Origin of the sequence: Billgrantia antri (assembly GCF_019430905.1) — a bacterium.
GTDB lineage: Bacteria > Pseudomonadota > Gammaproteobacteria > Pseudomonadales > Halomonadaceae > Halomonas > Halomonas antri.
Genome location: NZ_JAHYCA010000001.1, coordinates 179,389 through 199,888, shown reverse-complemented (window position 1 = coordinate 199,888; position 20,500 = coordinate 179,389). Strand labels below are relative to the sequence as shown.

20 protein-coding genes are annotated in these 20,500 nt (G+C 66.4%); 6 read left to right on the top strand and 14 right to left on the bottom strand.

Going from position 1 to position 20,500, the window contains the following annotated elements; genetic code table 11:
• Positions 1-46 precede the first annotated feature (46 nt).
• Both KPL81_RS00915 and KPL81_RS00910 read right to left on the bottom strand, forming a co-directional pair.
• Positions 47-1,429, bottom strand: coding sequence for a PepSY-associated TM helix domain-containing protein (locus tag KPL81_RS00915; RefSeq protein ID WP_219790314.1), 1,383 nt, complete (start codon positions 1,427-1,429; stop codon positions 47-49).
• A gap of 74 nt (positions 1,430-1,503) precedes the next feature.
• Positions 1,504-1,953 (bottom strand): DUF2946 family protein, encoded by a 450-nt coding sequence (locus tag KPL81_RS00910; RefSeq protein WP_219790313.1) that lies wholly within the window; start codon positions 1,951-1,953, stop codon positions 1,504-1,506.
• Positions 1,954-2,113: 160 nt separating this feature from the next.
• On the opposite strand from KPL81_RS00910, the gene msrB reads away from it, so the two are divergent.
• Positions 2,114-2,611 carry a peptide-methionine (R)-S-oxide reductase MsrB gene (gene msrB / locus KPL81_RS00905; protein ID WP_219790312.1) on the top strand — a complete coding sequence of 166 codons (498 nt, stop codon included), beginning with the start codon at positions 2,114-2,116 and terminating at the stop codon, positions 2,609-2,611.
• A 20-nt stretch (positions 2,612-2,631) separates the two neighbouring features.
• On the opposite strand, the gene KPL81_RS00900 is transcribed toward msrB, so the two are convergent.
• Together KPL81_RS00900 and KPL81_RS00895 are read right to left on the bottom strand one after the other, a co-directional pair.
• Positions 2,632-4,290: a methyl-accepting chemotaxis protein gene (locus KPL81_RS00900; RefSeq protein ID WP_219790311.1), complete on the bottom strand. Its 1,659-nt coding sequence runs from the start codon at positions 4,288-4,290 to the stop codon at positions 2,632-2,634.
• 178 nt (positions 4,291-4,468) lie between these two features.
• Entirely contained in the window at positions 4,469-5,323 is an 855-nt protein-coding gene (locus tag KPL81_RS00895; RefSeq protein WP_219790310.1) for a LysR substrate-binding domain-containing protein, read from the bottom strand.
• 114 nt (positions 5,324-5,437) lie between these two features.
• Between KPL81_RS00895 and KPL81_RS00890 the strand changes: the two genes are divergently transcribed.
• The 5 genes from KPL81_RS00890 (at position 5,438) to KPL81_RS00870 (ending at position 11,273) form a co-directional block, all read left to right on the top strand.
• Positions 5,438-5,689: a DUF1127 domain-containing protein gene (locus KPL81_RS00890; protein ID WP_219790309.1), complete on the top strand. Its 252-nt coding sequence runs from the start codon at positions 5,438-5,440 to the stop codon at positions 5,687-5,689.
• A 71-nt stretch (positions 5,690-5,760) separates the two neighbouring features.
• Positions 5,761-8,115 carry a Tex family protein gene (locus KPL81_RS00885; RefSeq protein WP_219790308.1) on the top strand — a complete coding sequence of 785 codons (2,355 nt, stop codon included), beginning with the start codon at positions 5,761-5,763 and terminating at the stop codon, positions 8,113-8,115.
• A 143-nt stretch (positions 8,116-8,258) separates the two neighbouring features.
• A complete protein-coding gene (gene gshA, locus KPL81_RS00880) occupies positions 8,259-9,875 on the top strand; it encodes a glutamate--cysteine ligase (protein ID WP_219790307.1) in 1,617 nt (538 codons plus the stop codon).
• Entirely contained in the window at positions 9,875-10,396 is a 522-nt protein-coding gene (locus KPL81_RS00875) for a disulfide bond formation protein B (RefSeq protein WP_219790306.1), read from the top strand. Before gshA ends, KPL81_RS00875 begins: the two co-directional genes overlap by 1 nt.
• A gap of 25 nt (positions 10,397-10,421) precedes the next feature.
• On the top strand, positions 10,422-11,273 hold the full coding sequence (locus KPL81_RS00870; protein ID WP_219790305.1) for an alpha/beta hydrolase: 852 nt from the start codon (positions 10,422-10,424) through the stop codon (positions 11,271-11,273).
• Here the strand turns inward: KPL81_RS00870 and KPL81_RS00865 are convergent, their stop codons facing one another.
• From KPL81_RS00865 to KPL81_RS00820, 10 genes are all read right to left on the bottom strand, one after another.
• Positions 11,274-11,687: a RidA family protein gene (locus KPL81_RS00865; protein ID WP_219790304.1), complete on the bottom strand. Its 414-nt coding sequence runs from the start codon at positions 11,685-11,687 to the stop codon at positions 11,274-11,276. It abuts the gene before it with no gap.
• Positions 11,688-11,700: 13 nt separating this feature from the next.
• Positions 11,701-12,105 carry an acyl-CoA thioesterase gene (locus tag KPL81_RS00860; RefSeq protein ID WP_219790303.1) on the bottom strand — a complete coding sequence of 135 codons (405 nt, stop codon included), beginning with the start codon at positions 12,103-12,105 and terminating at the stop codon, positions 11,701-11,703.
• Between the two features lie 13 nt (positions 12,106-12,118).
• Positions 12,119-12,799: an ABC transporter ATP-binding protein gene (locus KPL81_RS00855; protein WP_219790302.1), complete on the bottom strand. Its 681-nt coding sequence runs from the start codon at positions 12,797-12,799 to the stop codon at positions 12,119-12,121.
• 1 nt (position 12,800) lies between these two features.
• Positions 12,801-13,544: an ABC transporter ATP-binding protein gene (locus KPL81_RS00850; protein WP_209473529.1), complete on the bottom strand. Its 744-nt coding sequence runs from the start codon at positions 13,542-13,544 to the stop codon at positions 12,801-12,803.
• A complete protein-coding gene (locus KPL81_RS00845) occupies positions 13,537-14,583 on the bottom strand; it encodes a branched-chain amino acid ABC transporter permease (protein ID WP_219790301.1) in 1,047 nt (348 codons plus the stop codon). Before KPL81_RS00845 ends, KPL81_RS00850 begins: the two co-directional genes overlap by 8 nt.
• On the bottom strand, positions 14,576-15,490 hold the full coding sequence (locus tag KPL81_RS00840) for a branched-chain amino acid ABC transporter permease (protein ID WP_219790300.1): 915 nt from the start codon (positions 15,488-15,490) through the stop codon (positions 14,576-14,578). The genes KPL81_RS00845 and KPL81_RS00840 overlap by 8 nt, the downstream gene beginning before the upstream one ends.
• 62 nt (positions 15,491-15,552) lie before the next feature.
• Entirely contained in the window at positions 15,553-16,695 is a 1,143-nt protein-coding gene (locus KPL81_RS00835) for an ABC transporter substrate-binding protein (RefSeq protein ID WP_219790299.1), read from the bottom strand.
• Between the two features lie 130 nt (positions 16,696-16,825).
• Positions 16,826-18,457: a benzoate-CoA ligase family protein gene (locus KPL81_RS00830; RefSeq protein ID WP_219790298.1), complete on the bottom strand. Its 1,632-nt coding sequence runs from the start codon at positions 18,455-18,457 to the stop codon at positions 16,826-16,828.
• 82 nt (positions 18,458-18,539) lie between these two features.
• Positions 18,540-19,691 (bottom strand): acyl-CoA dehydrogenase family protein, encoded by a 1,152-nt coding sequence (locus tag KPL81_RS00825; protein WP_219790297.1) that lies wholly within the window; start codon positions 19,689-19,691, stop codon positions 18,540-18,542.
• Positions 19,691-20,500 (bottom strand): enoyl-CoA hydratase family protein, encoded by an 810-nt coding sequence (locus KPL81_RS00820; RefSeq protein ID WP_219790296.1) that lies wholly within the window; start codon positions 20,498-20,500, stop codon positions 19,691-19,693. The genes KPL81_RS00825 and KPL81_RS00820 overlap by 1 nt, the downstream gene beginning before the upstream one ends.

Below are 20,500 nucleotides of genomic sequence, written 5' to 3'. Positions count from 1 at the left end.
CGCGTCGCCACGACGGGGGAGGGGCTCAGGCCTCTCCCCCGTTGCGTTATCGGGACGAGGAAAGTGCCGGGTCTCGGCGTGCCATCCGCCAACGCAGCACATCCACCACGACGACCAACAGCAAACTCGTGCCCAGTACCGGCAACGCCAGGCCCAGCGCTATGGCAATCGCCACCACTCCCAGCCGTGCTCTCCACGGCAGGGCCGCGAAGATCTCGCTCAGCGTTTCGTGGGCTTCGCTCCGAGTCGCCTGCTTACGTCGCCACCACATCGCATAGCCCCAGCACACCAGCACTGCCAGGCAGATGGCGACTGTCGCCAGGGCCAACTGGTTGGGCAGGCCGAACAGTACGCCCATGTGCAGGTCGATACCCCAGCGGGTGAGCTTGGCGGCCAGCGGGAAGGTGGTGAAATCGGTGCGGTCGACGACGGCCATGGTCTGTGGGTGCAGGGCGACCTGATCCACCTGGGTCGGCCAACTGCGATCGATCTCCACCACTCGCCAAGCTCTGTCAGCGCTGCGTGGCGGCTCGATCTGCAGCAGCGCTGCGTCGATGCCGGCCGCGCGGGCAGCGCTCAGGGCCAGATCGAAGTCCGCCGGGCTCATGCGACCCGCCTCCGGCACCTGCGCATGGCCGTGCTCGCCGTGCTCGCCATGAGCGTCGTGCGCCTGGGGCAGCGCCTCGGGGAGCTGCGTGGTCACGCTAGGCGTACCCCAGCCCCAGGCGTGGCGCAGCTCGGCGATGTTGCCGCCGGCCCACTTCGACCAGGTCAGGCCGGTGATGGAGAAGAACACCAGGCCCAGGGCGGCCAGCACGCCCAGGGTGGCATGACGACGGCGCAGGGCGGCCGGTCCTTGCTGGGTGCGCAGTGCGCGCCGGCGCTGCAGCCACAGGGCCAGCCCACCCAAGGCGGCGATCCACAGCCAGGAGGCGGCGAGCTCGCTGTAGTATCGGCCGATATCACCCATCAGCAGCTGACGGTGGAACAGATCGATGGTAGTGCGCAGCGGCAGTACACCGCTGGTGCCGTATACCGTCATGTCGCCCTTGATCTCGAGGCTGACAGGATCGACGAAAAGGGCACGATGCTGCGAGGGGCCGAGCTCGGGGGCGGCGAACATGACCCGGGTGGTCGCGCCTGGATGCGGCGCCGGCCGGATGACAGCCGGCAGGGCGGTATCGTCCAGCGCGTGCTGCGCCGCTTCCAACTGCAGCGCCAGGGGGTGGGCTGTTCCGCCCTGTACGCCATTCAAGGCATCGCGATAGAGCCAAGCCTCCAGCGAGGGGGTCATGACGTAGGCAATGCCGGAGAGTGCCGCCACCAGCATGAAGGGGGCGACGAGAAGGCCGATATAGGCGTGCAGGCGGGCAATCAGGGCAAGCAGCAGCCTGCCGCTGCGACGCGAGGTCGCCGGTGATCGAGACATGAGGTAATGCTCCTGTTCAGGGGACGAGCATCACGAGTGCTCTCCATGATGGACAGCCTCGTGAGAGACGAGCGTCAACCGCAGGAGCGAAGCGGTGGGGCTCGACCCTCATAGTGGCGATAACGTTCCTCATCGGCGAACCGGTGGGTGGTGGCGGTGAGGGAGCGGGACGAGGGCGGGACCCGGGGAAGGGCGAGGATGTCGCCTACCGGCAGCCCCGGCATGTGCAGGAAGAGCGTGCAGTAGTCGCAGGCCTCCAGCGCGACCTGGCGACCGTGGGATTCCTCATGGTGTGCGTGGAGTGCGTGCTGTGAGGTCCCGGTATGTTCCGTGCCGGATGTGGTGCTTGGATGCGAGTGATGATGGCCGGCATGAGCGCCATGCAGCGAAGTGCCCGATTCGGCAGGAGCCGCCTCCATCAGGCGTTGGATCTGGCTCAGCAATGGTCCACCGAGGGCAAGGGTCAGGGCCAGCAGGCCGAGGCATGCCGTCAGGGAGTGCCAGCGTGTCGCGAATCGATGCAAGCGTGAGACCACGGCGCCAGAGGAGGGAAAGCTCGACTCTAGACGAGAAACGGGGACGGGCCAATAGCGAACCCGGCAGCAAAGGGCGGGTCTGAACGGGAGAGGGCCTGCATCCACATCTGAATACGGGAGCGCCGTGCTGCGGCGCTGGGGGGGAGAAATGAAACGCCGTCTTTTCCTGGGTCTGCTAGGGTCGGCCGGCGCCGCCGGGCTGGTGCCCGGCGTCGGCTGGGGATTTCCGCGGCTGAGTCTCGAAGCCGCGCCGGGACTGGAGCGTCTGGAGCTGTCGCGCGACGAGTGGCGCGAGCGCCTCACGCCCGAACAGTTCGAGATCCTGCGCGATCATGGTACCGAGCCGCCGTTCTCCAGCCCCTTGGACAAGGAGTGGGGCGAAGGCGAGTACCGCTGCGCCGGCTGCGACCTGCTGCTGTTCGAGAGTGCCATGAAGTACGACTCCGGCACCGGCTGGCCGAGCTTCTTCGAGCACGTCGAGGGGCATCTGTTGAGCGAGCTGGATTTCAAGCTGGTCTGGCCGCGTACCGAGTATCACTGCGCCCGCTGCGGCGGACATCAGGGCCATGTCTTCAGCGACGGCCCCGAGCCCACTGGACTACGCTGGTGCAACAACGGCCTGGCCCTGACCTTCGTGCCCACCTAGCCAAGGCCGCTGCTGCCCGGCTAGAACGATGCTTCGGCCGGCAGCATTTCCTGATGGCCGCGAACCGTGGCGGGTTTACGCTTCGGGGCGGGCAACAAGTTCCGCTCCGTATCGCTGGCATCGCTCAGGCGGAAGCTGGCGATCAAGTCATTCAGTCGTTCGACCTGTTCGCGCATCTCATCCGCCGCAGCGCTGGTCTGCTCGACGAGCGACGCATTGTGCTGCGTCATGTTGTCGAGTTCGGAGACCGCGGTGTTCACCTGGGCGATGCCCTGGCTCTGTTCCTTGGCGCCGGCGCTGATCTCGCTGATCACGCCGGTGATGCGCTCGATGCTGGCAACGATCTCCTGCATGGTCTTGCCGGTGCTCTTGACCAGGCTGGCCCCCGACTGGGTGCGTGAAACGGAGGTGTCGATCAGCTCGCGAATGCCGCGAGACGCATCGCTCGAGCGGCTGGCCAGGGTACGCACTTCCTGAGCCACCACGGCAAACCCACGTCCATGTTCGCCGGCGCGAGCGGCTTCCACCGACGCATTGAGGGCGAGAATGTTGGTCTGGAACGTAATGCCGTCGATCAGGCCGATGAACTCATTGATCTGTACTGCGGAGCGGCTGATGTCATCCATGGTGCTCTCGACCTGAGCCATGGCTTCCTGACCGCGACGGGCGACTTCCACCGTCTCCTGCACCAGTTGGTTGGCCTGCTGGGTGGCGTCGGAGGTATTGCTCACCGTGGCCGTGATCTCCTCCATGGAGGCCGAGGTCTCCTGCAGGTTGGCGGCGGTTTGCTCGGTACGCGAGGAGAGGTCCTGGCTGCTCTTGGCTATCTCGTTGGAGGCGTTGTGCACGCTCAGGGTGCTGCTGCGCACGGTCTGCAGGGTGGCGTCCATGCGCAGTATGAAAGCGTTGAACTGCTCGGCCAGTTCGCCCAGTTCGTCCTTGCGCCGGCTTTCGATGCGCGCCGTCAGGTCGCCGTCACCATCTGTGATTTCCTTGATACGGCCCGTAATCTGGCGAATGGCGCGCGACATCAGCATTGGCCCGACCAGGGCAATGGCGACGGCGGCGAGAAACACCAGGAAGGAAAAGCCGAACACAGCGAACTGTTGCATGCGGATTCGGGCAAGCGTCAGGGCTTCGAGCTCGACGACCTTGGCATCCGCCAGCTCGCCCGCCGTATTGTAAACCTCCCTCAACTGATTGAAGGCAGTCAGCGAGGCGCCCTCGACCTGCACGCGCGCAGCGGCGGTATCGCCGGCAGCGTGCAGGTTCAGCCCCTCGCCGGATTGTGCCGACCAGGCGGAGAACAGCGCTTCGAAGCCGTCCAGGGGTTGGACGATCTCGGGGTAGGCATCGAGCAGTCGGGTGAATTCGTGCATGCGATCGTAGGCCTGCTGTGCGTTCTCCTCGTAGTCGTCCTTAAGGGCCTGGGCCTGTTCCGAGCCAGCCGCCGTCCGGAGGTACTCGAGTTCGGCGACACGCGCCTGGTAGAGGTCGCGGTCTGCGTTGAGCACGGCGGATATCGCGGCGTTGAAGGTGCCGCTGAATTCGGTCATGCGATCCCTGACGGAGTGCACCAGCAGCAGGTCGGCGACGACTACGACCAGCAGTGACATGGCGACGCCGATGAAGGCGACGGCATATTTGACGCGTATCTTGTTCATGAGGTTCTTGCGCATCGAGTGTGACTCCCTTGCCGGAGTGGAGCGGTTGGAGTGCTCGTTGCTATCGAGCTTTATATTGAGTAACGCGGAGGACGCGCTCTGGAGAGTGGGACTTCATAGACGTTATCGGCATTTCGAGCCGAAACTTAAGCAGCGGAGCGTAAGCGGCAAGGGAATGAATTTTCAGCAACGATCAGGCTTTGAAACCCTCGATGATGTGCTGCGCCAGGCCGGCCACCGCCGGTGATGCGTTGTCGGGCGAGCGCAGCAGCACGATCGAACCGTCAGGCAGTGGGGGAAAGCCATCCGTTTCGCCGAGCACGCGCATGCCCGGCGTGACCAGGCTCTTCATCAGCGCCGAGACCGCCAGGCCAGCGCCCACCACCGCCTGCAGGGTGGCCAGACTGGGGCTGGAGTAGGCGATGCGATACTGGCGTCCGGCACGGGTCAGGGCGTTGCAGGCATGCCGCCGGCAGAAGCAGGGCTCCTCGAACAGCGCCAGCGGCAGCGGCGTCTGGCGATGCACGGCATGGCTCTCCGCCACCACCCACACGGTTTCGTCGCGGCGCAGAATGGTGCCGATCTCCTGGCCTACCTCGCGGGTCACGATACTCAGGTCGAGGCTGCCCTGCTGGCGGCCGAGCAGCTCCGAGGAGGGTGCGCACTGCACCTCGACGTCGACCAGTGGCCAGGTCTGGGAGAAGGACTTGAGGATCCCGGGCAGGAAGCGCATGACGAAGTCGTCGGGGACGCCGATGCGAACCCGGCCGACCATCTCCGGCTCGCGCAGCATGTTGAGCGCCTCGCCCTGCAGGTCGAGGATGCGGCGGGCATAACCGAGCAGCGTGGTGCCTTCGCTGGTCAGATGCATCTGACGGCCCTGGCGCTCGAACAGGGGGCGCTGGATCACGTCTTCCTCGAGTCGCTTGATCTGCATGCTGACCGCCGACTGGGTGCGGTTGACGGCCTGGGCCGCCCGGGTGAAGCCGCCATGGTCGACGATGGCGACGAAGGTGCGCAGCAGCTCGTGATCGATGGTGTGGAGCATGACCGGTTTCCATCATGATTGGTGATGCATGGCATCAGGAGTATTCGTTGGATTGATTGTAGCGATGCATCGAGACTTTCTCCATCACTCGCCATGATCCGGAGGAAACCAGCCATGAGGGCCCCCGACACCTGCTACGATGCTTCATCCTGCACTGCGCCTGATCGCGTTGAGAGCGCCCAGCGCTTCTTCTCGTCCCCGTGGCAATGGCTGCGCCGCCTGAGCTATCTGATGCAGCTGCGCCGCGAACGCAACCAACTGCTGGAGCTCAGCGATCACCAGCTGCGCGATATCGGACTGACCCGCCGCGACGTGGCCCGCGAGGCGCGCCGTCACCTGTGGGACGTCAGCGGTTGGCGGCGTTGATCGCGGCGGCGACACGGTGGCGTTTGTGATACCTTGGCGCGATCTTTCGTTGTCGCAATACCAAGGAAGTCATGGACGCCACGACCCGGATCATTTCGCGCCTCGCCGAGGAACTCGCCGTTCGCCCGCAGCAGGTGTCAGCCACCGTGGAACTGCTCGACGGCGGCGCCACCGTGCCCTTCATCTCCCGCTACCGCAAGGAAGTCACCGGTGGCCTCGACGATAGCCAGCTGCGCAACCTCGACGAGCGCCTGCGCTACCTGCGCGAGTTGGAGGAGCGCCGTGCCGCCGTGCTCGCCGCCATCGACGAGCAGGGCAAGCTGACGCCGGAACTTGCGGGGCAGGTCCAGGCGGCCGACACCAAGCAGCGCCTGGAAGATCTATACCTGCCCTACAAGAAGAAGCGTCGCACCAAGGCCCAGATCGCCCGTGAGGCCGGGCTCGAGCCGCTGGCTGACGCACTGCTGGCCGATCCCACCCTCGATCCCGAGTCGGAGGCGGCCAAGTATCTTCGCCCCGCCGAGGGTGACGTTCCTGCCGTCGAGGATGCCAAGGCGGCGCTGGATGGCGCACGCCAGATCCTGATGGAGCGCTTCGCCGAGGACCCCGAGCTGGTTGGCTCGCTGCGCGAGCGGTTGTGGAAGGAGGGCGAACTCAGCGCCCGTCTGCTTCCGGGCAAGGAGCGTGAGGGTGCCAAGTTCTCCGACTATTTCGAACACGACGAACCGCTGGCCAAGGCGCCCTCGCATCGGGCGCTGGCGATGTTCCGCGGGCGCAACGAGGGCGTGCTGACGCTGGCCATCCGGCTGCCCGGCGAGGACGAAGCGCCGATCCATCCGGCCCAGGTGGCCATCGCCAAGCATTTTGGCATTCGCGACGAGGGCCGCGCCGCCGACAAGTGGCTGGCCGACGTGGTGCGCTGGACCTGGCGGGTCAAGCTCTATACCCACCTCGAGACCGAGCTGATGGGGCGGCTGCGCGAGCGCGCCGAGCTGGAGGCCATCGAGGTCTTTGCCGCCAATCTCAAGGACCTGCTGCTGGCGGCCCCGGCGGGGCAGAAGGCGACGCTGGCCATCGACCCGGGCCTGCGTACCGGCTGCAAGGTGGCGGTGGTGGATGCCACCGGCCAGTTCCTCGAGCACGCCACCATCTATCCCCATGCCCCCCGCAATGCCTGGGATGCCTCGCTCGCCGAGCTGGCCAAGCTGGTGGACAGGCACGACGTGACGCTGATCGCCGTGGGCAACGGTACGGCGAGCCGCGAGACCGACAAGCTGGCCGGTGAGCTGGTCAAGTTGTTTGCCGGAAAAAGGGCATTGTCGAAGGTGATGGTCAGCGAGGCAGGCGCCTCGGTCTACTCCGCCTCGGAGTATGCCTCGAGGGAGCTGCCCGACCTCGATGTCACCATCCGCGGGGCAGTCTCCATCGCCCGGCGCCTGCAGGACCCGCTGGCCGAGCTGGTCAAGATCGAACCCAAGTCCATCGGCGTGGGCCAGTACCAGCACGACGTCTCGCAGCTGCAACTAACGAAGAGCCTGGAGGCGGTGATCGAGGACTGCGTCAACGCCGTGGGTGTCGATCTCAATACGGCGTCGAGCGCGCTGCTGTCGCGGGTGGCCGGGCTCAACCCGGCGTTGGCCGAGGCCATCGTGGCGCGGCGCAACGCCGAGGGTGCCTTCGCCAGCCGCCAGCAGTTGCTTGACGTCAGCCGTCTCGGCCCCAAGACCTTCGAGCAGTGCGCGGGCTTCCTGCGCATCATGAACGGCGACAACCCGCTGGATGCCAGCGCCGTGCATCCCGAGGCCTACCCGGTGGTGGAGCGCATCGCCAGCCGCAGCGGACGCCCGGTGGCCAGCCTGATCGGCGACAGCGCCACGCTCAAGGCGGTCAAGCCGGCCGAATTCGCCGACGAGCGCTTCGGCGTGCCCACCATCAGCGACATCTTGAAGGAGCTCGACAAGCCGGGACGCGACCCGCGTCCCGAGTTCAAGGCCGCCGAGTTCCGCGAGGGGGTGGAGACGCTCAAGGACCTGGAGCCGGGCATGATCCTCGAGGGCAGCGTGACCAACGTCACTCACTTCGGCGCTTTCGTCGACATCGGCGTGCACCAGGATGGTCTGGTGCACATCTCGGCGCTCTCCGACAAGTTCGTCGAGGACCCGCGCTCGGTGGTCAAGGCCGGCGACATCGTCAAGGTCAAGGTGATGAGCGTCGATCTCGAGCGTGCCCGTATTGGGCTTTCCATGCGCCTGACCAACCAGCCCGGCGAGGCAGAGGGCGGCAGATCGTCGCGCGCCGGCCAGGATGAACGGCGCGGCGGACAGGGCAAGGCGCAGCGCAAGGGCGCGCCGCGCGAGCAGGCCCAGTCCAACCAGATGGGCGCCCTGGGAGCGGCTCTGCTCAAGGCCAGGAAGGGCAAATCTTGATCCGGGCATAGCACTCGCCATACTCTCGACATCATTCGCATGAGGTAGCCGGCGGTCTCGTCGGCTACCTCCGACCGCCACGGGCGGCCGGCACGTTTAGACCGGAGGCCCGAGATTGGCCTCCAAGACACGGGGTCCACGCCTTGTCTGATTCATACTCTGCCACCGTTTCGCATCTTGCCGGGCTGGCTGCCCGGGGGCGCTTCGGGCGCCTGCGCCGCGGCCTGGAGAAGGAGGGGCTGCGCGTCGATCGTGCGGGGCGTATCGCCGCCACGCCGCATCCCCATGCGCTGGGCTCCAAGCTGACCCACCCGCATATCACCACCGATTACTCCGAGGCACTGCTGGAGTACATTACGCCGGTCTACTGTCGCCCTGGCGATGCCCTCGACTTTCTCGCCGACCTGCACCGCTTCAGCTATCGCCATCTCGGCGAGGAGCTGATCTGGCCGGCCAGCATGCCGGCCAGGCTTGACGGCAACGACAGCGTGATCATCGCCGACTACGGCAGCTCCAACGTCGGGACCATGAAGCACGTCTACCGCAAGGGGCTGGACGTACGCTACGGGCGGATCATGCAGGCCATCGCCGGCATCCACTACAATCTTTCGCTGCCCGACGAGCTGTGGGAGGTGCTGCGCCAGCGCGACGGCGCCGTCGACATGTCGCTCGATGACTATCGCTCGAGCCGCTATTTCGGCCTGATTCGCAATTTCCGCCGCCACAGCTGGCTGCTGCTCTACCTGTTTGGTGCCTCGCCGGCGCTCGATCGCAGCTTCCTGCCCGAGGGCAACATTCCCGACAAGCTACAGGCGCACGGGCGCGATACCCTGGTATCGCCCTACGCCACCAGCCTGCGCATGTCCGACCTCGGCTACCAGAACAAGGTGCAGGCACAGCTCAAGATCTGCTTCAACTCGCTCTCCAACTACGTGGGCACCCTGCGGCACGCGATCTCCACGCCCTGGCCCGCCTACGAGGCGCTGGGCGTGCGTGACGGTACCGACTGGCAGCAGCTCAACGCCAATATCCTGCAGATCGAGAACGAGTACTACAGCGACATCCGGCCCAAGCGCGTCACCCGTCACAATGAGACGCCGAGCCAGGCGCTGGAGGCGCGTGGCGTCGAATACATCGAGGTGCGCTGCCTCGATCTCGATCCCTTCCTGCCGCTGGGCATCGACGAGCAGCGACTACGCTTCATCGATACCTTCATGATGTGGTGCCTGCTCTCCGAGAGCCCCTGGATTCCCGACGAGGAGTGTGACCGGCTGGACGACAATCGGCGCCTGGTCGTCGAGCGCGGCCGCGACCCCGAGCTCCGGCTGCTTCAGGACGGCCATCGCCGCTCCGTGGCCGACTGGGGCGGTGAGATCCTTGCCGAGATGGGCCGGGCCGCCGAAGTGCTCGATGCCCTGGAGGAGGGCAGCCCCCATGCGCGGGCCGTCGCGGCCTTCGAGCCCTGGCTCGGCGATCCGTCGCTGACGCCGTCCGGCCGTCTGCTGGCGCGGCTCGAAACGACCGGCGAGGAGTTCATCGAGGCCATCTTGTCCCTTGCCGAGGAGCACGCCGACCGGCTACGCCAGGAAGGTGTCGAGTCGGCACGGGCGGCGACCTTCGAGCAGATGGTCGGCACCTCGCACCAGCAGCAGCGGGACATCGAGGTGGCCGATACCCAGCGCTTCGAGGAGTTCCTCGGCGACTATTTCACCAGTGCCAGCGAGCCCCGCGTGGCCATGGCCAGTCAGGGGAATGCCTGATGTTCGCAGCACTTCGTCGTCTCTCGGTTCGCCAGTGGAGTCTGGCCGGGCTGGCCTTCTGCGTTCTCATGATGCTGGTCGCCCTGGGCCTGGAACATATCGGCGGGCTCGAGCCCTGCCCGCTGTGCATCTTCCAGCGTATCGCCGTGCTGTCCGCTGCGGCGGTGTTCATCGTAGCGGCCATTCACAATCCTCAGGGACGTCTGGGACCGGTCATCTACGGCGGGCTATTGCTCGCGGCGGTACTGGGGGGGATCGGTGTTGCCGCGCGTCATGTGTGGCTGCAGTCGCTGCCGCCGGACCAGGTGCCGAGCTGTGGCCCGGGGCTCGGTTACATGGTGGATGTCCTGCCCATGCAGGACGTGGTCGCCATGGTGCTCTCCGGCTCCGGCGAGTGCGCCGAGATCGACTTTTTGCTGCTGGGTATCTCGCTGCCGGGCTGGACCCTGATCGGCTTCATCATGCTCGCATTGGCCCCTCTGGGGATCCTGTATCGCTCCGTCCGCGGCCTGTGGCCCTGAAGTGCTGACAAAGAGGAAGGCAGGCATGCTGTATCGCGATTTCTCCACCCAGGAAGCGATCGACCGCGAGTACGATCCCTCGCGCGGGCGCGACCTGTCCGCGCTGCTGGATGGCTGGCGGTCGCGCAGCGAGGCGGTGCGTGAGCGCTGCCGGGTGTCGCTGGACGTCGCCTTCGGGCCGACGCTGGCCGAGCGCATGGATGTCTACCATGCCGAGGCCGAGGATGCACCGCTGCATCTCTTCTTCCACGGTGGCTACTGGCGCTCGCTGGGCCACCGCGAGTTCGGTTTCGTCGCCGAGGGGCTGGTAGCGGCGGGCATCAGCGTGGCGGTGGTCAATTATGCGCTGTGCCCCACGGTGGCCTTCGGCGAACTGGTGAGGCAAGCTCGGGCCGCGGTCGCCTGGGTGAGGCACAACGCTTCATCGCTGGGCGTCGATGCATCGCGCCTGAGCGTCTCCGGCCACTCCGCCGGCGGACATCTTGCCGCCATGCTGCTGGCCGCGGATTGGGAGGGGGAGTACGGTCTGCCAGACGACCTCATCGGGGGCGCGTTGTGCATCAGCGGGCTTTACGACCTGCGCCCTTTCCCCTGGTCGTGGCTGCAGCCCAAGCTGCAGCTCAGCGGGCGCGACGTCGACGCCTACAGCCCGCTGTTCCTGCCGTGCCGAGTGCCGACGCCGGTGCATCTCGTTGCGGGCGGAGAGGAGTCCACCGAGTTCGCGCGCCAGATGCATGCCCACGCCGAGCACCTCGAGGCCCAGGGCGCGGCCGTCAGCGCCGAGCTCTTGCCCGGCGACGATCACTTCTCGATTCTCGATCACTATGCGCCGGGCGGACGCTTCGTCCAGCGTATTTCAGCCTTCCACGGTGGCTGATCAAGCGTCGGGGATGACGGCGGTTGCCTCGATCTCCACCTTGGCCCGGTCCTCTATCAGGTCGGCCACCTGCACCATGGTCATGGCCGGGAAGTGCTTGCCCATCACCTCGCGGTAGGCGGCGCCCACCTCCTTGAGCCGGGCCAGGTACTCCTGCTTGTCGGTGACGTACCAGGTCAGCCGTACCACATGCTCGGGGCCGGCGCCGGCCTCTTTCAGTACCGCGACGATGTTGGCCAGGGCCTGGTGCACCTGGGCGACGAAATCGTCGCTCTCGAACACCTGATCGCCGTTCCAGCCGATCTGGCCGCCGACGAAGATCGTCTGGCCGGAGGCGAGCACGCCATTGGCGTAACCCACCGCGGCTTTCCAGTGCGCGGGGTGAAGCAGCTCGTGCGAGGTGGCGTCATTCATCTTGGTATCCTTGTTAGCTCTCAATGGCGAAATGGCAGCGCATGGCCTCGGGCCAGGGCAGCGGGCGGCCGCTGTCGAGGTCGACGAACACCAGCGTGGCGTCGCAGGTCAGGCGTGGCTCGCCGCCGCAATGGACCGCGGTGCGAATGGCCAGGCTGGTGCGGCCGACGTCGCGGATGGTCAATTCGAAGTCGAGCGTCTCGCCCAACCGGCTGGGGGCGTGGAAGTCGGTCTCGATCCGGGCCGTCGGCACGCCGGTGCGAGACGTCACGTGCAGGCGGTTGAAGTCGTGGCCGACGACCTCGGCGAAATAGTCCTCGACCACCGAGTTGAGCATCTCGTAGTAGCGCGGATAGAAGACGATGCCGGCGGGATCGCAGTGCTGGAAGCGCACCTTGCGCTGTGTCGTGAACGGCATGGCGGCCTCCTCGTTAAACGCCCAGATAGCGGTCGCGAAGGGTCTCGTCGAGCGCATCTGGCTCGCCCGTCCATACCGTGCGCCCCTTTTCCAGAATGGTGCAGCGGTCGGCCACCGGCAGCAGCTCGGATAGCGACTTGTCGACGATCAGCGTGGACTGGCCTTCGCTCTTGAGGGCACGTATGGCTGCCCAGATCTCCTGGCGTATGACCGGGGCCAGCCCTTCGGTGGCTTCGTCGAGCACCAGCAGGCGGGGGTTGGTCATCAGCGCGCGACCGATGGCGAGCATCTGCTGTTCACCGCCGGAGAGGGTGTTGGCCATCTGGTGGCGCCGCTCGGCCAGCCGGGGGAAGAGCCCCTCCACGCGTGCCAGATCCCAGCGACCGGGTCGCGCCGTGACCAGCAGGTTCTCGCGCACCGAAAGGTTGGGGAAGCAGCGCCGCCCCTCGGGCACGAGGCCGAGGCCGGTCTGGGCGATGCGGTAAGAGGGCAATCGGCGCAGATCCTGCGACTCGAAGGTGATACTGCCGCTGCGTGGCGGGCTGAGGCCGAAGATCGAGCGGATGGTGGTGGTCTTGCCCATTCCGTTGCGCCCCATCAGGGCCACCATCTCGCCGGCCTGGACGCTGAGGTCGACGCCGAACAGTGCCTGGGAAGGTCCGTAGAAGGTCTCGATGGCGGTGACGTTGAGCATCTCAATCCCCCAGGTAGGCTTCGCGGACTTGCGGATTGCCGCGGATCTCGGCGCCGTCGCCGTGGGCGATCACGGCGCCGGCCACCAGTACCGAAATGCGGTCGGCGAGGCGGAACACGGCGTTCATGTCGTGCTCGATCAACAGGATCGGCACCTCGTGCTTGAGCGCCTCGAGCAGTTCGGTCAGGCGTGCCGAACCCTCCGGACCGAGTCCGGCCATGGGCTCGTCTAGCAGCAGCACCCGCGGCTTGAGCGCCAGCGCGCAGGCCACCTCGACCTGGCGCCGCTCGCCGTGGGAGAGTTCCGACACCGGCGTGTCGGCGCGATGTGCGAGCGCCATGCGCTCCAGCGCCTGCATGGCCGGAGCGAGCAGGCTCTCGTCGCGCTGCACCGGCTTCCAGAAGCGGAAGCTGTGTCCCTGCAGCGCTTGTACCGCGATCATCACGTTGCGCTTCACCGACAGCGGCTCGGCAAGCGACGAGACCTGGAAGCTGCGTCCCAGCCCCAGCCGTGCGCGCTGGGCCACGCTGAGCGTGGAGATCTCGCGGCCAGCGAGCGCAATGCTGCCGGAATCAGGCTTGAGACCGCCGGCAATCTGGCCGATCAGGGTCGACTTGCCGGCGCCGTTGGGGCCGATCAAGGCATGGATCTCGCCCTCTCGCAGGTCGAGCGAAACATCGCTGGTGGCCTGCAGTGCGCCGAAGCGCTTGTTGAGGTGCGCAAGTGTCAGCACGGCATCACTCATGGCGCTCCCTCCCGGCCAGCCAGCCCATCACGCCGTACTTGGCGAACAGCACCACCAGCAGCAGCACCAGGCCGAGAAACAGCTTCCAGTACTCGGTGAGCCCGCCCAGCAGGGTCTCCATCATCACATACAGAATGGCTCCGGCCAGCGGGCCGTAGAGCCGGCCCACGCCGCCGAGAATCACGATCACCATCAGTTCGCCCGACATGTGCCAGCTGAGCATGGTAGGGCTGACGAAGCCGTTGAGGTCGGCATACAGCGCACCGGCCAGCCCGGTGATCATCGCCGAGATGACGAAGGCCACCAGACGGATAGGGTAGGGGGCGATGCCGGCGGTGGCCAGACGGGTGTCGTTGAGCCGGGCCATGGTCAGGGCGGCGCCGAAGCGCGACTTCATGATGCGCGAGGTGAGCGCAAGCGAGAGCGTAAGTCCGCCGAAGCAGATCAGGAAGAAGGTCAGGGCGTCGTTGGTATCGACGATGGGCAGCGTGTTGCGCAGGTAGATCGGCAGGCCGTCCTCGCCGCCGTAAGTGGGCCAGGAGTTGGCGAAGTAGTAAATCATCTGGGCGAAGGCCAGCGTGATCATGATGAAGTAGACCCCGGTGGTGCGCAGCGAGACGGCGCCGATGGCCAGCGCCAGCAGGCCGCAGACAACGATCGCGACAAGCCAGATCGCCAGCATGCTGTCGCTGCCGGGGATGGCCACCGGCCAGCCGATCACCGGGGTGAGATCGAATGCATGATAGGCGCTGATACCGGCCACGTAGCCGCCCAGGCCGAAGTAGGCGGCGTGGCCGAAGCTCACCATGCCGCCGTAGCCGATGGCCAGGTTGAGGCCCACGGCGGCCATGGCGACCAGGGTAACGCGCGAGGCCAGGTTGACGTAATAGACGTGGCCCAGGAAATGGGCTGCGAGTGGCGCCAGCAGCAGCAGCGCCAGCAGGCCGATCTGCACCAGCCCCTTGCGGTCGTGCCAACTCGCCGTGGGTGCTGGCAGCCCCGGCTGCGGAGCGAGGATTCGAGTGTCGGACTTAGTCATGGGCGGCAAACAGTCCCTTGGGTTTGAAGGCAAGTATCACGGCCATCAGGATGTAGATCAGCATCGCGGCGATCGCGGAGCCGACGCCGGCGGCCTCCGAAGGACTCATGAACTGGCCGAAGAAAGACGGCAGGAAAACGCGCCCCAGGGTATCGACGACCCCGACCAGGATGGCGCCGTAGAGCGCACCCTTGATCGAGCCGATGCCGCCGATCACGATTACCACGAAGGCGAGTATCAGCACCGGCTCGCCCATGCCCACCTGCACCGACTGCAGGGCGCCGACCATGGCGCCGGCAAGGCCGGCCAGGGCCGCACCCATGGCGAATACCAGGGTATAGAGCCGGGCGATGTTCACGCCCAGGGCGCCGATCATCTCGCGGTCGCTCTCGCCGGCGCGAATGCGCATGCCGAGCCGCGTGCGCGAAATCAGGAAATACATGCCCACGGCCACCGCGATCCCCACGGCAATGATCACCAGGCGATAGATGGGATAGCGCAAGCCGCCCGGCAGGTTGACCGAGCCTGACAGCACTTCCGGCGGATTGAGCCACAGCGGCGAGGAGCCGAACAGCCAGCGGGTGCCCTCCGAGAAGATCAGGATCAAGGCGAAGGTGGCCAGCACCTGGTCGAGGTGGGGTCGGTGGTAGAGCCGGCGCACCACGATCAGCTCGACCAGGGCACCCACCACGGCGGCCACGGTGATGCCGGCCGCCAGGCCGACGAAAAACGAGCCGGTGGCGGCACTGACCAGCGCCGTGGCATAGGCGCCGACCATGTAGAAGGAACCGTGGGCCAGGTTGATCAGCCCCATCACGCCGAACACTAGCGTCAGGCCGCTGGCCATCAGGAACAGCATGGTACCGAGCTGTAGGCCATTGAAGAGCTGTTCGATGAATAGGGTCATGGCATGGTCACTGTTGAGCGTTGCAGGAGTGCCGCCGGGCCGACCGGCCCGGCGGCCGGGACTTACATCTCACACTGGGTGTGATAGATGTCCTGGATGTCCTCGACGGCGATGCCGACCAGCCGGTTGGTAGGCTGGCCGTCGTCACCCTCGACCACCTCGCGCACGTAGATGTCCTGGATCGGATGGTGGTTGGGGCCGAAGCGGAACTCGCCGCGCACCGAATCGAAGTCGGCCTCGCGCAGCGCCTCGCGGAAGGCGTCCTGGTCGTCCGGATGTGCCTTGTCCAAGGCGCTGAGGATCAGGTTGGCGGTGTCAAAGCCCTGGGAGGCATAGAGGGTCGGGGTGCGGCCGTAGGCCTCGCGGAAGGCCTCGACGAAGGCATGGTTGGCCTCGTTGTCGAGATCGTATGCCCACTGCGAGGTGTTCATGGTGCCGACGGCGGCGCTGCCCACGGCCTTGATGATGATCTCGTCGAAGGAGAAGGCGGCCCCGAAGAGCGGAATATCGACCCCCGAGTTCTCCCACTGCTTCATGAAAGAAATGCCCATGCCGCCCGGCAGGAAGAAGAACAGGCTGTCGGCATCGCTGGCGCGGATCTGGGCGATCTCGGCGGCGTAGTCGGTCTGGCCCATCTGGGTATAGATCTCGTCGACCACCTCGCCTTCGTAGCGATGCTTGAAGCCAGCCAGGGCATCGGTGCCGGCGGGATAGTTGGGCGCGAGCAGGAGCGGGCGCTCGAAGCCCTCTGTCTTCATGTAGGCGCCCATGGCCTCGTGCAGGTTGTTGTTCTGCCAGGCGGCATTGAAGTAGTTCTCGTGGCACATGCGTCCGGCGAGATCCGAAGGGCCGGCATTGGGTGAAATGTAGAAGGTGCCCTGGCGTACCGCTGCGGGAACCACCGCCATGGCCAGGTTGGAGAAAATGATACCGGTGAGGATGTCGACCTCGTCGCGCTGCATGAACTCGTTGGACAGGCTGCGCGCCAGATCGGGTCGGTTGGCGTCGTCCTGCACCAGCACCTCGATGTCGTCGCGGCCGGAGCGCTCGATGGCCAGCATGAAGCCATCGCGTACGTCCACGCCCAGGTGCGAGCCGCCGCCGGACAGGGTAGTGATCATGCCGATCTTGACCTCTTCGGCCTGGGCCGTCGCCGTGGCGGCGGTCATCAGCAGGCCAAGGCCAACGCTGGCTAGCTTCTTCATGGCTTTTCCCTCTTCGTTCTCGTTTGTTGTGGTTTCGGCGCCGTGTCCAGCGCTTGTGCTCTTGTGATTCGTCAAACTGCCGTCAGATGGAGCGTCCTGTCGGCTGATCATCGCCTCTTCGGGCTGATCATCACTTTTCGGGATAGTGCTCCTGGCGCAGCCGGAAGCGCTGCACCTTGCCGGTGGCGGTCTTCGGCAGCGTTTCGACGAAGCGGATCGAACGCGGGTACTTGTAGGGTGCGATGCGCTGCTTGACGAAGGCCTGCAGTCGCGCGACGCACTCGGCATCCGGTTCGACACCGGGAGACAGTACCACGAAGGCCTCGACGATCTGCCCACGTTCTCCATTCGGTGCGCCGATCACGGCGCACTCCGCTACCGCCTCGTGGGCGAGCAGGGCGGCTTCCACCTCGGGACCAGCGATGTTGTAGCCGGACGAGACGATCATGTCGTCGTTGCGTGCGGCGAAATGGAAGTAGCCCTCCTCGTCCTGATAGAAGGCATCGCCGGTGATGTTCCAGCCCTGCTGCACGTAGCCCTGCTGACGCGCATCGTCCAGGTAGCGGCAGCCGGTGGGGCCGCGTACCGCCAGCCGGCCGATCTCGCCGCGGGGCAGTTCGTGCATGTCAGCGTCGACGATCTTCGCCTCGTAGCCCGTCACCGGTTTGCCGGTGCAGGCCGGGCGATGGTCGTCGATGCGGTTGGTGATGAAGATGTGCAGCATCTCGGTGGCGCCAATGCCGTCGAGGATCGGCTTGCCCGTCTTCTCGATCCAGTCTTGGTAGATCGGTGCCGGTAGCGTCTCGCCGGCGGACACCGCCACGCGCAGGCTGTCGAGCTCCTGGCCGCTTTCGAGCGAGGCGAGCATGGTGCGATACGCCGTGGGCGCCGTGAACACGATGGTAGCGCCGTGCTCGCGGATGATCTCCATCATGTTGGGCGGTGTGGCCTTCTCCAGCAGCACGGCGCTGGCGCCGAAGCGCAGCGGGAAGATGGCGAGCCCGCCGAGGCCGAAGGTGAAGGCCAGCGGCGGCGAGCCGACGAAGACGTCGTCGGGCGTCACCTGCAGCACCTCGCGGGCGTAGCCGTCGGCGATGATCAACAGGTCGCGTTGGAAATGCATGGTCGCCTTGGGCTTGCCGGTGGTGCCGGAGGTGAAGCCGAGCAGGGCGACATCGTCGGCAGCGGTGGCCACGGCCTCGAAGCTGCTGGGCTTGTCGAGCGCCAGGCGGTCGAGTTCTGCGTCGTGGTTGGCCGTGCCGTCGAAGCCGACGACTCGCTTCAGGAAGGCGCTCCCGACGGCGCAGGCCTCGAGTTCGTCGAGCAGGCGGGTATCGCACAGGGCGAGACTGATTTCGGCCTTGTCGACGATCTTGGCCAGTTCGCCGGCCCGCAGCATCGGCATGGTGTTGACCACCACCGCGCCGACCTTGGTCGCGGCCAGCCAGCAGGCCACCATGGCCGGGTTGTTGGCCGAGCGGATCAGCACCCGGTGGCCGGGGCGCACGCCGAGATCATCGACCAGCGCATGGGCCAGGCGGTTGGTCCATTCGGCCAGTTCGCGATAGCTGCGTCGTCGCCCGTTGCCGATCAGCGCCACGCGTTCGCCGTGGCCGCGCTCTACCCAGCGGTCGCAGAGTTCCACCGCGGCGTTCAGCCGCTCGGGGTAGTCGAAGCCGTCGAGCCTGAGCTCGGGCCATTCATGCACGGGAGGCAGGTTGTCCCGGGCAAAGGTATCGGCGTGAGCCGACGTTGCGTTCATGACCATTCTCCGTACGTCGTTGTTGTTGTTCGGCGCCGAGGCGTCGACAGGGGGATACGGGTCTGGCGCTTCCTTAACCGCTTTATTCTTGCCGGACGGTCTCCTGCTGGGCCAAACAGCTGCGTGCGATCACTACCTTCTGCACGTCCGAAGCGCCTTCGTAGATGCGCAGCGCGCGGATCTCGCGATACAGGCTCTCGACGATGTGCCCCTTGCGCACGCCGTCGCCGCCGTGGAGCTGCACCGCCTTGTCGATGACCTGCTGGGCGCGGTCGGTGGCATAGAGCTTGGCCATGGCCGCCTCGCGGGTGACCCGCTCGGCACCCATGTCCTTGGTCCAGGCGGCGCGATAGACCAGCAGCGCGGCGGCGTCCACGTCCAGTGCCATCTCCGCCAGGTGGCCCTGCACCATCTGCAGGTCGGCCAGGCTGGCGCCGAACAACTCGCGGCTGCTGGCGCGCTCGAGGGATTCGTCCAGCGCGCGGCGGGCGAAGCCGAGCGCGGCGGCCCCCACCGTGGAGCGGAATACGTCGAGCACCGACATGGCAATGCGAAAGCCCTGGCCGGGACTGCCGACCATGGCGCTGGCCGGCAGGCGCATGTCATCGAAGCCGAGCCGCGCCAGCGGATGCGGCGAGATCGTCTCCAGCCGTTCGCGGATTGCGAGCCCCGGCGTGTCGGCCGGTACCAGGAAGCACGAGAGCCCCTTGGCGCCCGGCCCTTCGCCGGTGCGCGCGAAGACGGTATACAGATCGGCGATGCCGCCGTTGGAGATCCAGGTCTTCTCGCCGTTGATGCGATAATGGTCGCCGTCCCGCTCGGCGGTGGTGTCGAGCTGGGCCACGTCGGAGCCGGAGCGCGGCTCGCTCAGGGCGAAGGCGGAGAGCGCCTCCCCGCGGCGGGTCTTGTCCAGCCACTGCTTCTGCTCGGCGTTGCCGAACAGGCTGATCGCCCCGGTACCCAGGCCCTGCATGGCGAAGGCGAAGTCGGCCAGGCCGTCGTGACGGGCGAGGGTCTCGCGGATCAGGCACAGGCTGCGCACGTCGATGGCGTCGCCCGCGGTGCCCTCGAGGAAGCCCGCCTGACCCAGGTCGCGCACCAGCCGGACGCAGGTGGCATCGACGTCGCTGTGATCGCGGGGCAGCTCGCGCCGGCACCACGCCTCCAGGCGCTTGGCCAGGTCGCGATGACGCGGCTCGAAAAAGGGCCAGTCGAGAAAGTTCGTGTCGCTCATCAATCCCCCTCGAAGACCGGCTTCTGTTTAGCGGCGAAGGCGTGGTAGGCGCGCTCGAAGTCGCGTGTCTGCATGCAGATCGCCTGGGCCTGGGCCTCGGCCTCGATGGCCTGCTCCAGGCTCATCGACCACTCCTGGTTGAGCTGGGTCTTGGTGATGCCGTGGGCGAAGGTCGGCCCTTGGGCCAGGCGGGTGGCGTAGGCGATGGCTTCGGCTTCCAGCACCTCTTCCTCGACCAGGCGGTTATAGAAGCCCCATTGATGACCCTCTTCCGCGCTCATGCTGCGCCCGCTGTAGAGCAGGTCGGCGGCACGGCCCTGGCCGATGATGCGCGGCAGCATGGCGCAGGCGCCCATGTCGCAGCCGGCCAGGCCCACCCGGGTGAAGAGGAAGGCGGTGCTGGCACGGGGGGTGGCGAAGCGGATGTCCGAGGCCATGGCGATGATCGCGCCGGCACCGACGCAGACGCCGTCCACTGCGCTGATCACCGGCTTGCCGCAGTTGATCATCGCCTTGACCAGGTCGCCGGTCATGCGGGTGAATTCGAGCAGGCCCTTCATGTCGCGCCCCACCAGCGGGGCGATGATCTCGTGAACGTCGCCGCCGGAGCAGAAGTTGCCGCCGTTGGCGGCGAACACTACGGCTTTCACATCTTCGGCGTAGGCCAGGTCGCGGAAGGTGTCGCGAAGCTCGGCGTAGCTGTCGAAGGTGAGCGGATTCTTGCGCTCGGGGCGGTCGAGGCGAATCACCGCTACCTCGCCCTCCATGCGCCACAGGAAATGCCTGGGCGCGAGATCGGCCAGTTTCAT